This is a genomic window from Companilactobacillus tucceti DSM 20183 (assembly GCF_001434665.1).
GTDB classification, from domain to species: domain Bacteria; phylum Bacillota; class Bacilli; order Lactobacillales; family Lactobacillaceae; genus Companilactobacillus; species Companilactobacillus tucceti.
In genome coordinates this window covers 100213-114439 of record NZ_AZDG01000001.1, presented here as the reverse complement: position 1 = coordinate 114439, position 14227 = coordinate 100213, and the positions used below count along the sequence as shown (strand labels likewise).

At 33.7% G+C, this 14227-nt stretch carries 16 protein-coding genes; all 16 read right to left on the bottom strand.

The window, feature by feature from the left end; genetic code table 11:
• Positions 1-6 precede the first annotated feature (6 nt).
• Positions 7-1560, bottom strand: a complete 1554-nt coding sequence (gene purH / locus FC72_RS00590) for a bifunctional phosphoribosylaminoimidazolecarboxamide formyltransferase/IMP cyclohydrolase (protein WP_057763699.1) — start codon at positions 1558-1560, stop codon at positions 7-9.
• A 12-nt stretch (positions 1561-1572) separates the two neighbouring features.
• A complete protein-coding gene (gene purN / locus FC72_RS00585) occupies positions 1573-2142 on the bottom strand; it encodes a phosphoribosylglycinamide formyltransferase (RefSeq protein WP_057763697.1) in 570 nt (189 codons plus the stop codon).
• Entirely contained in the window at positions 2139-3164 is a 1026-nt protein-coding gene (gene purM / locus FC72_RS00580; protein ID WP_057763695.1) for a phosphoribosylformylglycinamidine cyclo-ligase, read from the bottom strand. Before purM ends, purN begins: the two co-directional genes overlap by 4 nt.
• A gap of 26 nt (positions 3165-3190) precedes the next feature.
• Entirely contained in the window at positions 3191-4603 is a 1413-nt protein-coding gene (gene purF, locus FC72_RS00575; RefSeq protein ID WP_057763693.1) for an amidophosphoribosyltransferase, read from the bottom strand.
• On the bottom strand, positions 4582-6795 hold the full coding sequence (gene purL / locus FC72_RS00570; RefSeq protein ID WP_057763691.1) for a phosphoribosylformylglycinamidine synthase subunit PurL: 2214 nt from the start codon (positions 6793-6795) through the stop codon (positions 4582-4584). The genes purF and purL overlap by 22 nt, the downstream gene beginning before the upstream one ends.
• Entirely contained in the window at positions 6796-7473 is a 678-nt protein-coding gene (gene purQ / locus FC72_RS00565; RefSeq protein WP_057763689.1) for a phosphoribosylformylglycinamidine synthase subunit PurQ, read from the bottom strand.
• Entirely contained in the window at positions 7470-7721 is a 252-nt protein-coding gene (purS, locus tag FC72_RS00560) for a phosphoribosylformylglycinamidine synthase subunit PurS (RefSeq protein WP_057763687.1), read from the bottom strand. The genes purQ and purS overlap by 4 nt, the downstream gene beginning before the upstream one ends.
• A 1-nt stretch (position 7722) precedes the next feature.
• The gene (gene purC / locus FC72_RS00555) at positions 7723-8430 is read right to left on the bottom strand and encodes a phosphoribosylaminoimidazolesuccinocarboxamide synthase (RefSeq protein ID WP_057763685.1); all 708 of its coding nucleotides are present in this window, start codon (positions 8428-8430) and stop codon (positions 7723-7725) included.
• Positions 8431-8440: 10 nt separating this feature from the next.
• Positions 8441-9568, bottom strand: coding sequence for a 5-(carboxyamino)imidazole ribonucleotide synthase (gene purK, locus FC72_RS00550; protein WP_083480700.1), 1128 nt, complete (start codon positions 9566-9568; stop codon positions 8441-8443).
• Entirely contained in the window at positions 9561-10046 is a 486-nt protein-coding gene (gene purE / locus FC72_RS00545) for a 5-(carboxyamino)imidazole ribonucleotide mutase (protein WP_057763683.1), read from the bottom strand. Before purE ends, purK begins: the two co-directional genes overlap by 8 nt.
• Positions 10047-10293: 247 nt before the next feature.
• The gene (rplS, locus tag FC72_RS00540) at positions 10294-10647 is read right to left on the bottom strand and encodes a 50S ribosomal protein L19 (protein ID WP_057763681.1); all 354 of its coding nucleotides are present in this window, start codon (positions 10645-10647) and stop codon (positions 10294-10296) included.
• Between the two features lie 115 nt (positions 10648-10762).
• Positions 10763-11491 carry a tRNA (guanosine(37)-N1)-methyltransferase TrmD gene (gene trmD, locus FC72_RS00535; protein ID WP_057763679.1) on the bottom strand — a complete coding sequence of 243 codons (729 nt, stop codon included), beginning with the start codon at positions 11489-11491 and terminating at the stop codon, positions 10763-10765.
• Positions 11491-12006: a ribosome maturation factor RimM gene (gene rimM, locus FC72_RS00530; protein ID WP_057763678.1), complete on the bottom strand. Its 516-nt coding sequence runs from the start codon at positions 12004-12006 to the stop codon at positions 11491-11493. The genes trmD and rimM overlap by 1 nt, the downstream gene beginning before the upstream one ends.
• 70 nt (positions 12007-12076) lie before the next feature.
• Positions 12077-12349 carry a 30S ribosomal protein S16 gene (gene rpsP / locus FC72_RS00525; RefSeq protein WP_057763676.1) on the bottom strand — a complete coding sequence of 91 codons (273 nt, stop codon included), beginning with the start codon at positions 12347-12349 and terminating at the stop codon, positions 12077-12079.
• Between the two features lie 89 nt (positions 12350-12438).
• Positions 12439-13875, bottom strand: coding sequence for a signal recognition particle protein (gene ffh, locus FC72_RS00520; RefSeq protein WP_057763674.1), 1437 nt, complete (start codon positions 13873-13875; stop codon positions 12439-12441).
• Between the two features lie 9 nt (positions 13876-13884).
• Entirely contained in the window at positions 13885-14226 is a 342-nt protein-coding gene (gene ylxM, locus FC72_RS00515) for a YlxM family DNA-binding protein (protein ID WP_057763672.1), read from the bottom strand.
• Between the last annotated feature and the right edge of the window lies 1 nt (position 14227).

Here is a 14227-nt window from a genome sequence, read left to right as displayed (position 1 = left end):
CAGCTCCTAATGCTTAAAATGTCTACGTCCTGTGCAGACCATAGCAATCCCATATTTATTAGCCATGTCGATTGAATCTTGATCATGAATAGATCCACCCGGTTGAATAATTGCCGTTATACCATGTTCTGCAGCATATTTTACGCAATCATCCATTGGGAAAAATGCATCAGAAGCCATGATAAATGGAGTCTTTTTATTGTTTTCAAATGTTTCTTCTGCTTGATTTATGGCAATTTTTACTGATCCAATACGATTCATTTGACCTGCGCCAATTCCCAAAGTCATATCTTTTGTCGTAACTACGATTGCATTACTCTTAACATGTTTCACCACGGTTTGACCAAATATTAAAGCTTCCATTTCTTCTTTGGTTGGTTTTTTTGTCGTTACGACTTGTAACTCATCAATCGAATCAACTTTTGTGTCACGCTCTTGTATCAACATCCCACCAAGTACTGAAGTATAGTCAAATTTATCAGCTTCTTTAGCTTTAGTAAAATCTAGAGTTAATAAACGAATATTCTTCTTACTTTCAAGAATCTCTAGTGCTTCTTTTGAAAAGCTTGGAGCTATAACAATTTCTAAGAAAATTTTATGCATTTCATTAGCAATACGTTCATCCACTTCACGGTTTACAACAACTATCCCACCAAAAATGGACATAGTATCCGCTTCATACGCTTTCTTCCAAGCTGAATATATATCTTTATCATCAATACCGATTCCACAAGGATTCATGTGTTTTAAAGCGACTACACACGGTGTATCAAAATCTGAAACGATTCTAATAGCTGCATCAGCATCTCGAATATTGTTAAATGATAATTCCTTTCCATGCAACTGATCTGCAGAAGCAATTGAGTAAGCAGACTCCATTGAATTCTTGTAGAACGCTGCTTCTTGATGAGAATTCTCACCATATCTTAATGATTGTTTAAACTCTAAAGGAAGAGTTTTAGATTCAGGAAATTCATTATCAGATATCTTCGTCAAATAATTTGAAATTATTCCATCATATTCTGCAGTATGTCTAAATGCCTTAGCAGCTAATGATCTTCTAAATGAAACCTGATCATCAGAACCACTAGCTATATTAGATAAAACATTTTCATAGTCATTCTTATCAGTTACAACATATACACTCTCACAGTTTTTTGAAGCAGATCTAAGCATTGATGGTCCACCAATATCAATTTGTTCAATTGCATCAGGTAGTTCAACATTCTTTTTAGAAATAGTTTCTTTGAATGGATATAAATTTACACAAACTAAATCAATTGTCTCGATGTTCATTTGTTTAAGAGTATCCATATGTTTTGCATCTGAGCGTCTTGCTAATAGTCCTGCATGTACTTTTGGATGTAAAGTTTTAACGCGCCCATCAAGTATTTCGGGAAAACCAGTTACTTCATCGATCTCGGTAACTGCAACTCCATTTTCTTGTAGTTTTTTAAATGTTCCACCAGTCGAGATTATTGAATAACCCAGACTTACTAAACCCTTTGCAAATTCTACAATTCCTGTTTTATCTGAAACGCTGATAAGCGCATTTTTCATTTTTTTACCCACCTATTGATATTTTTTTAATAAATTCAAAACAACTTCTGGATAAACCTCATGTTCTTTATCGTGTACACGTTGCTCAAGTATATCGACAGTATCCGATTTATAAATAGAAACAATTTCTTGTCTTATTATCGGACCCGTATCCACGCCTTCATCAATATAATGTATCGTCACGCCTGTATGATTCTCACCTGCTTCAAAGGCACGTTCAATTGCATTTAATCCTGAATAACTTGGTAAATAAGATGGATGGATATTTACTATTTTCCCAGTATATTTAGATAGTAATGTCTTCGTTACTACTCTCATATACCCAGCCAACAAAATATATCCCACATCAAGAGGTTTTAAATAATCTACAATTACCTTTTCATATTCTGATCGACTTTTATATTCACTCAACTTATTTATAAAAATTGGAATATTTCGAGACTTTGCTTTGTTAATTACCGGAGCATTGGGTTGATCACAAACTAATGTAACTATCTCTAGACCATTTGATTTCAAAGTTTCATCATCGGCTAAGGCCTCAAAATTTGTTCCATTACCTGATGCAAATATTGCTACTCTCATCTTTTACATCCCACCATTTCAATCGGCTCTTCTCTTCTAGTTACAACTTCTCCAATAACAAAACTTAATTGCCCAGTTTCACTGAGAATATCTAAAACAGAACTTTCATCCTTAGGATCAATAGCAAGCACCATCCCTATACCCATGTTGAAAATATTGAACATATCGGTATCCGATATTTTCCCATATTTTTGAACAACTTTAAAAACTTTGGGGATTGGCCAACTATTTGTATAAATTCTTGCGGTTAAATTATCAGGTAACATTCGAGGTATATTCTCAACAAAACCTCCTCCAGTAATATGCGAAGCTGAATTGATCATTTTCTTCTTTAAAAGAGGCATTAGTTGTTTCGTATAAATATGAGTGGGTTCAAGTAAAACTTCGGATAATGCTCTACCCGAAAGTTCTGGAATTTTTGAATTACAATCAAAATCATTGTCTTTAAAGAAGATTTTCCTTACCAAGGAGAATCCATTTGAATGTAAACCACTTGAAGCTATACCCACTAATTTATCCCCCTCTTTGACATTATCAGAACTTAAGAGGTCCTTTTTTTCAGCTATACCTGTAACAAATCCAGCTAAGTCAAAAGTTTCATTGGGATACATATCTGGCATTTCAGCGGTTTCTCCGCCTATTAGATCTAGTTCACCTAATCTACAACCTTCAATAACTCCAGATATAATCTTTTGAATACTCGAATCTATTTTTCCAGCTGCAATATAATCTAAAAAATATAATGGTGTCGCACCTTGCGCTAAAATGTCATTTACACACATTGCAACGCAATCTATTCCCACTGTGTCATAGATTTTACTTTCAGTTGCCAATAAAAGCTTCGTCCCCACTCCATCGTTACCTGAAATAAGTACTGGTTCTTTATACCCTGAAGGAATTTGGAATATACCGCCAAAGTTTCCAATATTATCTTGGCTCTTTTTTGACACATTTTGTTTTACATATTTTGAAATCTCGTATCCAGAATTTACGTTAACGCCAGCTTTTTGATAAGGATTCATTTATTAATTCCCTTCTAGAATAATCACTAAATCTTTGAAACCATACTTTCATAATCAAATAGCGGTGTCGGGTAATCACCATTAAAATATGAAAGATCCAATCCACCGTATGGAAGATTATTTTTCAAACCAATGGCGGAAACTAATCCTTGCTCACTTAAAAATTCCAATGAATCAGCCCCAAATTGTTCTCTCATCTCTTCATTAGTTTTATGAGCTGCCAATAATTCTCTTGAATTTTGAATATCTATTCCATAAAAGCTTGGATATTTAAACGGTGGTGACGCAACTCTCAAATGTACCTCTGTCGCCCCAGCTTTCTTCAAAAGATGAACTATATAGGCACATGTTGTTCCTCTAACAATTGAATCATCAACTAATACTACCCGTTTACCATCAACAACACTTTTAACGGCTGCTAATTTCTGTCGAACACTTTTTTCTCGCAATTCTTGATTGGGTTGAATAAACTCTCTACCCATATATTGATTTTTAATTAATCCCATCTCATATGGAATACCGCTTGCTTCAACATAACCATTTACCGCAGATAATGAGGAATTAGGGACACCAATTACTATATCTGCATCCACTGGCTTTTCATTGGCCAAATTCATTCCCATTCTTTTTCTAGCCAAATGAACATTTACGCCCAAAATATTCGAATCTGGTCTTGCAAAATAAATATATTCCATAGAACAAATAGCCAAATTAACATCCTTTGTCCAACTGTCTATTTTCATACCTTTTTTACTGATTGTGATCAATTCACCGGGCTTTACATCTCTAACAAATTCAGCTTCAACCGCATTTAAAGCACAAGTTTCACTAGCAACAACATAGCCGCCATTAGACAATTTTCCAATTGATAATGGTCTAAATCCATTTGAATCTAGTGCAACAAATAATTTATCAGCAGTTAATAAAATATATGCAAATCCACCCTTAATTTGTTTCAGAGCGTCTTTTAATTTATCTTCAAAATCTTTTTTAGATGAGTGTCGAATTAGATGCATTAAAATTTCAGAATCAGAACTTGATTTAAAAATATCTCCTAACATTTCTAGCTGACTCTTTAAGGTGGTGGCATTAGTCAAATTTCCATTATGTGCTAAAGCAATTTGTTCATCTGTAAAATCAAATAATAACGGTTGAACATTCTCAATTTTATTTTCACCAGCAGTTGAATATCTAACATGTCCAATTGCTGAATTTCCAGATAAACTATTTAAATTCTCTGGATCATCAAAAACTTGGGATAATAAGCCTAGATTTCTGTGACCTCTAAGCATGCCTTCGTTATTACTAACAATTCCTGCTCCCTCTTGACCTCTATGTTGCAAACTATGCAATCCAAAATAAGTTAAATATTGCGCATCATTCGAACCAAAAACTCCAAAAATCCCACATTCTTCATTTATTCCGTTTTCATCAAACAAGGTATGGCCTCTTTCCAGCTAGACAATGCTTCGTTTAAATTAATTTTTACTTCAGAATCAACTGTTTGAATATCCATAAAATCGTCATTTGCAACAAAACCAATTTGTTTTCCTTCATCACCAACAGCATCTTCAAATTTATCTCTGTCATCTTTAGAAACTGATACCAAGAACCTAGCAGGAGTTTCCGAAAATAATTGTTTTGTAGTCATATTTAAATTGATTTTGAATCCCAGTTTCTTTTCAAATGCAGCCTCCGATAGAGCAACTGCTAATCCTCCCTCTGATACATCATGGCAGCTTTTAATAAGTCCTTTATCAATGAAACTCAATACTTTTTGATATCGTTTGGATATAACATCTAAATCTAACTTATTTAATCTGCCCTCAACCTTATTGATCTGCATCTGTTGGATTTCTGATCCATTATAATCATCACACGTTTCACCGATTAAATAGATCAAGTCACCAGCATCTTTAAATCCCTGCGTGGTGGCTTTTGAACTATCTTCCAATAAACCAGTCATCCCTATCATAGGACTAGGGAAAATTGCCTTGTCGTTATATTCGTTGTATAAAGACACATTCCCAGAAATAACCGGAATATCAAATTTCTCGCATACAGATGCAATTCCTTCGACACTTTGCTCAAACTCCCAAAAAATTTCTGATTTTTCCGGATTACCGTAATTTAAGCAATCTGTTATTCCTATCGGTGTTGCACCAGATGCAACTATATTACTTGCTGCTTCAATGACGGTTAATTGTCCTCCAATGTATGGATCAACATAAACGAACCTTGAATTACCATCATTTGTAAGTGCAATTGCTTTATTTGTATTCCTAATTCTTACAACTGCAGAGTCACTCCCCGATTTCACAATGGTATTAGCTTTAATTTGAGAATCATATGTATTATAAAAATATTCTTTAGAAGACACAGTTGGTTGTTTTAATATACTTAGCCAAACACTTTTTAAATCCTCTACGTTTGGTTCGAACTGCTTATCTGATATATCTAATCTCTTTGGCCTTGATCCAGTGTGTTTATATTCTGGAGAGTCATCAACCAATCCAGATACCGGAATGTCACATACCAATTTTTTATGATGATAAATCTTATACTGTCTATCATCTGTCACTTTACCTATTATTACGGCATCCAACAATTTATCTGTAAAGAAGTCTAAAACATCATTCTTAAACTCAGGATGTATACACAAAACCATTCTTTCTTGAGATTCAGACAGCATTATTTCATATGGTGACATTTCGGTTTCTCTTTGTGGTACTTCATCTAATTCTATAATTAATCCACTGCCCGCTTTTGAAGCCATTTCAGCTGTCGATGAAACTAAACCAGCAGCACCCATATCTTGTATCCCCATGATCCATTCAGAATGCTCATGTACCAATTCAATACATGCATCCATCAACAGTTTTTCCATGAATGGATCTCCAACTTGCACTGCTGAACGTTGAGTCTCTTTGTCATCAGCAAATTCATCAGAAGCAAAAGTAGCACCATGTATGCCGTCACGGCCTGTTTTAGCACCAACATAAACAATTAAATTACCGTCTCCTGATGCTTTCCCATATTTAACATCACTATGATTGATTACCCCAACGCACATTGCATTAACTAGTGGATTGTTACTATATCTCTCTTGAAAAGCTATTTCACCACCAACTGTTGGAATACCAATACAATTGCCATATCCTCCAATACCAGCGACTATTTCTTCAGCCAAGTATTTTGTATGTTCACCATCTAATTCACCAAATTTTAAACTGTTCAATAAAGCAATTGGTGTAGCTCCCATAGAAAAGATATCTCTGATAATTCCACCAACACCAGTTGCAGCACCTTGATAAGGTTCAACGGCAGATGGATGATTGTGACTTTCAGCTTTAAATACAATTGCTTGCCCATCACCAATATCCAAAATACCGGCATCTTCTCCTGGTCCAGCTAATACTCGTTTACTCTTATTTGGTAACTTTCTAAGTACATTTTTAGAATTTTTATACGAACAATGTTCACTCCACATTACTGAAAAAAGTCCTGTTTCAGTATAATTAGGTAATCTATTCAAAACTTTGTCAGTTATTATTTTATATTCTTGTTCACTCAATCCCCATGCTTTATAAAGTTTGGTTTCTCTTATTACTTCGGCAGTTGGCTCAGTCATTTATAGATTCACCCTATCCATATGTGATTTTAAAATTGATTGAAACATCTTTAGACCATCATCAGATCCAACAATTTCCTCTAAAGCTCGTTCTGGATGTGGCATCATCCCTAAAACATTTCCTTTTTTGTTTGAAATACCGGCAATATTTTCAACACTGCCATTTATATTTGAACAATACTTAAAAACAATTTGATTATTTTTATTTAATTCATTTAAAGTACTTTCATCACAGTAATAATTACCTTCACCATGAGCTACTGGTATCTTGAGAATTTGTCGATAATTATAATCACTAGTAAAAACGGTTTGATTATTTTCTACTGACAACTCTACGTCTTCGCAAATAAATTTATTTTGCTGATTTTTCATTAAACAACCAGGCAATAATCCTATTTCCGTCAAAATCTGAAATCCATTACAAATACCTAAGATTGGTACATCTAAATTGGCTACTCTTTTTATTTCGTTAATAATGGGTGCATGTGCTGCGATAGCTCCACTACGTAAGTAATCCCCATATGAAAAACCTCCAGGAATCAAAATTGCATCGAAGCCTTCAAGTGAATTTTCTCTATAATCAACCATTTTTACATCAGCATTGATGCCATCTTTAACCGCATAATATAAATCTTTGTCGCAATTGGATCCTGGAAAGACTATTACGGCAAATCTCATTTGTTTTCCTCCATAACCTCATATCGATAAGATTCCATATTAGGATTTGCTAACAATTGATCACAAACTTCATTTATTTCAGCATCAATATTTTGAGCATTATCACTCACCGTTAATTCAAAATACTTACCCATTCGGACATTTTGAATAATTGTATGACCCATTCCATGCACTGCTTTTTTAATAGCTTCACCTTGAGGATCTAAAATAGATTTCTTATAAGTTACGTATACCTTTACTAAGGTCATATTATTGAACTCCTTCTAATCTCTCTAATACTTTTTTATACGTTGTCACAAGATCTGCTTCGTTTTTTCTAAATACATCTTTATCTAAAGATTGATGCGTTTTTTTGTCCCAAAGTCGACAATTATCTGGTGAAAATTCGTCAATTAAAATAATTTTCCCATCAATTCGACCAAATTCTAATTTGAAATCTATTAAATCCAATCCATCTAAATCAAACATTTTTTTTAGAAGATCATTTATGATCAGCGTTTTTTCATTTATAGAAGCAAGCTCTTCTCCAGTAGCAATACCAATTGATTCAATTTGGGATGTATTTATGGCTGGATCATCTAGCTCATCACTTTTAAAGTAATATTCGATCACAGGTGGATTAAGTTGTTTTCCTTCTTCTAATCCAAATTTTCTAGCAAAGCTGCCAGCAATTTTATTTCGTAAAACAACTTCAATTGGTATTAATTCCGTTTTCTTAACTAATTGCTCGCTATCAGAAACATTTTCCAATAAATGCGTCTCTATTCCATTTTTTATCAAATATTTAAAGATCAAAGTCGATATTCGACAATTTAAAGTTCCCTTACCTTCAATATGTTCCTTACGACCACCATTAAGTGCTGTTGCTTGATCTTTATAAACCATCAATATTTGATCTTCATTATCAGTGGAATAGACATCCTTAGCCTTACCAGAATACAAAAGTTTCCCTCTCATCAAATTTCTCCTAGTCATTCCAAATTGGATTATTTTTAAGCTTTAAAATTTCATTATCAATATCGTCAGTTAATATAGTTATATGTCCCATCTTACGATCCAATTTGCATTGGTATTTTCCATAATCATGGAAATTCCAATCTGAATGCTCAATTAACTTGTTTTTTGATTTATTAAGATGTTGTCCCAAAAGGTTAACCATAATAGCTGGGCTGAATTGCTTTACTTGAGGCATTTTCCACCCACAGATTCCTCTTATATGAGCATCAAATTGAGAAATATTACATGATTCAATAGTTAGATGACCTGAATTGTGTGGTCGAGGAGCAATTTCATTTACAAATAATTCATTATTTTCTGAAACAAAAAATTCAATACACATAGTTCCGACTAAACTAAGTTTTTTTGCAATACTTCGAGATATTTCATAAGCTTGTGTTTTTATCTCTTCACTTACTCGAGCTGGACAATTACTAATATGCAAGATATTATTTCTATGTTCATTTTCAATAATTGGAAATACTGAATGTTGATCCTTCGAATTCGAAGAAATAACAACCGAGACTTCTTTTTTTAAAACGATCTTGGATTCTAAAATACAAATACTTGATTTAATCAACTGATGGACTAACTCTTTGTCATATTCATCATCTTGAATCAAAATCTGTCCTTTACCGTCATATCCACCTTCGACAGTCTTTAAAATTGAAGGGTATCCCAGTTGATTTAATGCTTTTAAAAAATCATCTTCATTTCTCACGATAATATTAGCAACAACTGGAAATTCATTTTCCATTAAAAAATCTTTTTCAGATCTTCTATTCTGAGTAATTGTTAATGCTCTTGTTCCTTGTGGTACATCTGTATATTTTTTGATTTCTTCAATCGTTTCAGCATCGACATTTTCAAATTCATACGTTAAAACATCGCATTTTTCAGCTAATTCTTTTAAAGAATCAAAATCATCATATTCTGCAATAATTTGTTCATCTGAAACTTGAGCAGCAGGGCAATCACTTGTTGGATCTAAGATTATAACCTTATACCCTTTTTCTTTGGCAGTTGACGACATCATTTGACCCAGTTGGCCACCACCAATAATTCCTATCGTTTCTCCAGGTAAGTGATATTTACTCAAAACGTTTCCCACTTTCTACTGAATTATCGTGCATTTCTTTTTTAAAATCTAAAAGTGATTTTGAATATTGTTCATTATTTATTGCACAAATTTTAGTAGCCATAATTGCTGCATTTACTGCTCCTGCTTTACCAATAGACATTGTTGCTACAGGAACACCCCCTGGCATTTGTACGATCGACAACAGTGAATCCATTCCACTTAAAGACTTAGATTCAACCGGAACACCAATTACCGGTAAAATTGTTGAAGCAGCAATCATACCTGGTAAGTGAGCAGCACCACCTGCTCCGGCAATTATTACTTTAAATCCATTATCAATTGCGTTTTCACTGAAATATATCATTTCACGAGGCATCCTATGTGCTGATATTACAAATCTTTCATAGCTGACGCCCAATTGTTGAAGTATATCAATTGAATTTTGCATTGTTGGTAAATCTGAAATCGAACCCATAACAATTGCTACATCCTTCATAATTCACCTTCTCCTTAAAGTATGTCATCAGTTTATCAATCTAATAAGTTTTTTTCAATCAAATTACGTACAAAAAATAATCTCGCATTTTTAAATGTTCGTGTATAAATATATTTAAAAGTGTTTTTAACACATATTCAAATAATTATACGTGTTTACATAAATTTGAGTAAAAAAAAAGCAGATATCTAATTTATGATATCTGCTCAAATAAAAAAAGACACCTAAGTGTCTTTTAATTAAACTACTATTTTTCAATACGACGTTCTTTGATACGTGCAGCCTTACCTTTACGATCACGTAGATAGTAAAGTTTGCTACGACGAACAAGACCATGTCTTACAACGTCAATCTTTTCAACACGTGGTGTGTTTAGTGGGAATGTTCTTTCCACACCAACACCGCTACTCATCTTACGAACAGTATATGTAGCACTAACACCTGAACCACGTCTCTTAATTACAACGCCTTCAAACAACTGGATACGTTCACGTGAACCTTCAACAACCTTAGCATGTACACGAACAGTGTCACCAGGGCGGAAGTCAGGGATATCAGAACGTAATTGTTCTTTAGTAATATCTTGAATTAATGGTTTCATAAATAATTTCTCCTAATTCGACACTCTTATATATCTTATTTAATACACAGCGGAATATCGTTAATATGTGTTCAAGCACTCTTACAATATTACAATATTGCATTCTATTTGTAAACTAATTTTCAGAACGAATTTCACGAATCAACTTTTTCTCTTCATCAGTTAATTCTATATTTTCAAGCAGATCAGGGCGTCTATCTAAAGTTTTTCTTAGAGATTCTTTTAAACGCCAGACTCGAATTTTCTCATGATTACCACTTGTTAAGACTTCAGGTACCTTTTTACCTCTAAAATCTGCTGGTCGTGAATATTGAGGGTATTCTAAAAGTCCATGTGAAAATGATTCATCTTCAGCGGAAAACGAATTCCCTAAAACCCCTGGAACAAATCTTAACGTAGCATCTATCATGTTCATTGTTGGCAATTCGCCACCAGTTAAAATGTAATCTCCAATAGAAACTTCATCAGTAACTAAGTCCTTGACTCTCTCATCAAAGCCTTCATAATGTCCACAAATAAAAACCAGCTGATCTTCTTTAGCAAAATCTCTCGCCATTTTTGTATTAAATGTTTTACCTGCTGGATCCAATAAGATCACTCTTTTTTTACCAGGTTTATTCTTTTCGACACTATCCATAGCATCATAAATGGGTTGTGCTTGTAATAACATCCCAGCACCACCACCATATGGAGCGTCGTCTACGTGATTTTGTTTATCAGTAGTAAAGTCTCTAAAATCAACTACATCTAAATTAACAAGTCCCTTTTCTTGTGCCTTACCAATCAGTGACTCATTTAAAGCCTGAAACATTTTTGGGAAAATACTCAATACAGTTATATCCATTAGTCTATCAATCCATCCGGGATCTCTACATTAACTATCTCATTTTCAAGATCCACTTTTTTTACCACATCGTCAATATAAGGAATTAAAACTTCATCATACTTAGGACTTTTTACTACCCAAACATCATTTGGACCTAATTCCATTATTTCTTTTATTTTTCCTATTTCTCCAAGTTTATTATCAACCACTTTTAGTCCAATAATTTGACTATAGAAAAATTCTCCATTATCTAATTTGGGTTTCACTTCATTGTCAGAAAATAATTCAGATTTAACATATTGTTCTACATCATTAATATTATCGTAGCCTTTAAATTTTATTAAAATAAAATTCTTATGCTTACGCGATGATTCCACAATAAACTCTTTTGAGTTGTTGGCTTTTTTTAAATAAAGTTTGGCGCCCTTTTTAAAACGTTCTTCAGGGAAATCTGTAATTGGAATGATTCGCAACTCACCTTTAATACCATGTGTATTAACTATTGTTCCAACTCGATATAAATTATCAGCCATTTATTCCTCCACATAAATAAATAGGACCACGACAAAACAAAGTTTTATCTGATCCCATTTTAATTATTCATTATTTTGAATATTTGCTTTCATGATACTTTTGCATAATACCATGTGTCTTAAGTAAGTTACGAACTGTATCTGAAGGTTGTGCACCTTTTTGTAACCAATCCATAATCTTGTCATCGTCCAACTTGATTTCTTCTGGTTGAGCGATTGGGTTGTAATAACCAACTTGTTCGATGAAGCGACCATCACGTGGTGCACGTGAATCAGCAACAACGATTCTGTAGAAAGGTCTTAATTTACTACCCATACGTTTCATTCTAATCTTAACTGACATATTTTGTTTCCTCCTAAATACTTAACTTTGTTAGTATACACAAAAAATAAAGAGGTGTAAAGTTTTTTTCTTTACACCTCTTTATTTTCTTATGATTTAAATCGTTTGATCTTCTTTAAACGTTTCTTTTTACGTTTCTTTTGTTTTTTCACCATTGAGTGCATAGCCATCTTGCCTAGCTTACCAGACATTCCGCCACCCATCATTTGATCCAAACCAGACATATTACCTTTACTCATTTGCTTCATCATATCTCGTGATTGCTTAAATTGCTTTATCATGCGGTTGACTTCTTGAACGCTTCTTCCAGAACCACTCGCAATACGACGACGTCTTGAAGGATTTAATAAATCTGGATTCTCACGTTCTTTAGGAGTCATCGAGTAAACAATTGCCTTTAAATGGTCAATATCTTTTTCACCAATATTAACATTAGCCATAGCTGGGTTATTGGCCATTCCTGGAATCATTTTCATTAACTCATCCATTGGACCCATTTTTTGAATTTGATCCATTTGATCGATGAAATCATTAAAATCAAAACTATTCTCACGGATCTTTTCAGCCATATCTTTGGCTTGTTTTTCATCGTAATCATTTTGAGCCTTCTCAATAAGAGTAAGCATGTCACCCATACCAAGAATACGATTTGCCATACGATCAGGATGGAAAACATCTAATTGATCTAATTTTTCACCTTGTCCGATAAACTTAATAGGTTTACCAGTAACAGAACGAATCGATAAAGCGGCACCACCACGGGTATCACCATCTAACTTAGTTAAGACAACACCAGTTATATCTAATTGTTCATCAAATCCGTGCGCTACTTTTGCAGCAACTTGACCAGTCATCGAATCAGCGACAAACAAGATTTCATTTGGATGTGCTAATTCTTTAATTCTAGATAATTCATCCATCAATTTATCGTCAATTTCAAGACGACCTGCAGTATCGATGATTACATAATCATTTTTATTTTCTGCAGCTTGTGCTAAACCATTCTTAACGATCTCAACTGGATCTTTATCAGTACCCTCTTCATATACTGGGGCACCAACCTGTTGAGCAACAGTTTTTAACTGCTCAATAGCAGCCGGACGATAAACGTCTCCAGCGATAAACATAGGTCTAGCTTTATCATTATTAATAAGATACTTGGCTAGTTTACCAGCTGTTGTTGTTTTACCAGCACCTTGAAGACCAACCATCATAATAATCGTTGGTATATGTGGGGCCTTATTTAATGGAACGGCTTCTTCACCCATTAATTTAGTTAATTCATCATCAACGATTTTAATAACTTGTTGTGATGGACTTAAACTATCCATTACTTCGGCGCCTAAAGCACGTTCTCTAACTTGTTTAACAAAACCCTTAACAACGTCAAAGTTAACATCGGCTTCGAGTAAAGCCATTCTAACTTCACGCATTACTTTACGAACATCATCTTCTGAAAGTTTCCCCTTACCTCTTAGCGTGGAAAAAACTTTTTGAAGTCGTTCACTTAATCCTTCAAAAGCCATCTCTTACTCCTACATTTCATTTATTTTAGAAATACGTTTTACTAGCTCACTTAATTCCTTGTCATCCGGATACCTGTTCAAAGCTATTTGACCAAGTTTACTAGAAATATCATCAATTTCTTTTGTTTTCTTGATCAATCCTAATTCTTTTTCAAATAATTCCAGTGAACTTACAGAACGGTGCAAATTATCCAAAACTGCTTGTCTGGACACTTTTAACTGCTCCGAAATTTCACCAAGAGAAAAATCTTCGACATAATATAAATCTAAATATTGACTTTGCTTTTTAGTCAATAAAGAATGATAAAAATTATACAACAAATTTACTTTTGTTGTCTCATCAATTTCCATA

What these genes read in the sequence shown, in the direction of transcription:
- purH (WP_057763699.1), bottom strand. Translation starts at nt 1,560, where the DNA reads ATGAAAAATGCGCTTATCAGCGTTTCAGATAAAACAGGAATTGTAGAA.
- purN (WP_057763697.1), bottom strand. Translation starts at nt 2,142, where the DNA reads ATGAGAGTAGCAATATTTGCATCAGGTAATGGAACAAATTTTGAGGCC.
- purM (WP_057763695.1), bottom strand. Translation starts at nt 3,164, where the DNA reads ATGAATCCTTATCAAAAAGCTGGCGTTAACGTAAATTCTGGATACGAG.
- purL (WP_057763691.1), bottom strand. Translation starts at nt 6,795, where the DNA reads ATGACTGAGCCAACTGCCGAAGTAATAAGAGAAACCAAACTTTATAAA.
- purQ (WP_057763689.1), bottom strand. Translation starts at nt 7,473, where the DNA reads ATGAGATTTGCCGTAATAGTCTTTCCAGGATCCAATTGCGACAAAGAT.
- purS (WP_057763687.1), bottom strand. Translation starts at nt 7,721, where the DNA reads ATGACCTTAGTAAAGGTATACGTAACTTATAAGAAATCTATTTTAGAT.
- purC (WP_057763685.1), bottom strand. Translation starts at nt 8,430, where the DNA reads ATGAGAGGGAAACTTTTGTATTCTGGTAAGGCTAAGGATGTCTATTCC.
- purE (WP_057763683.1), bottom strand. Translation starts at nt 10,046, where the DNA reads ATGAAGGATGTAGCAATTGTTATGGGTTCGATTTCAGATTTACCAACA.
- rplS (WP_057763681.1), bottom strand. Translation starts at nt 10,647, where the DNA reads ATGAAACCATTAATTCAAGATATTACTAAAGAACAATTACGTTCTGAT.
- trmD (WP_057763679.1), bottom strand. Translation starts at nt 11,491, where the DNA reads ATGGATATAACTGTATTGAGTATTTTCCCAAAAATGTTTCAGGCTTTA.
- rimM (WP_057763678.1), bottom strand. Translation starts at nt 12,006, where the DNA reads ATGGCTGATAATTTATATCGAGTTGGAACAATAGTTAATACACATGGT.
- rpsP (WP_057763676.1), bottom strand. Translation starts at nt 12,349, where the DNA reads ATGTCAGTTAAGATTAGAATGAAACGTATGGGTAGTAAATTAAGACCT.
- ffh (WP_057763674.1), bottom strand. Translation starts at nt 13,875, where the DNA reads ATGGCTTTTGAAGGATTAAGTGAACGACTTCAAAAAGTTTTTTCCACG.
- ylxM (WP_057763672.1), bottom strand. Translation starts at nt 14,226, where the DNA reads ATGGAAATTGATGAGACAACAAAAGTAAATTTGTTGTATAATTTTTAT.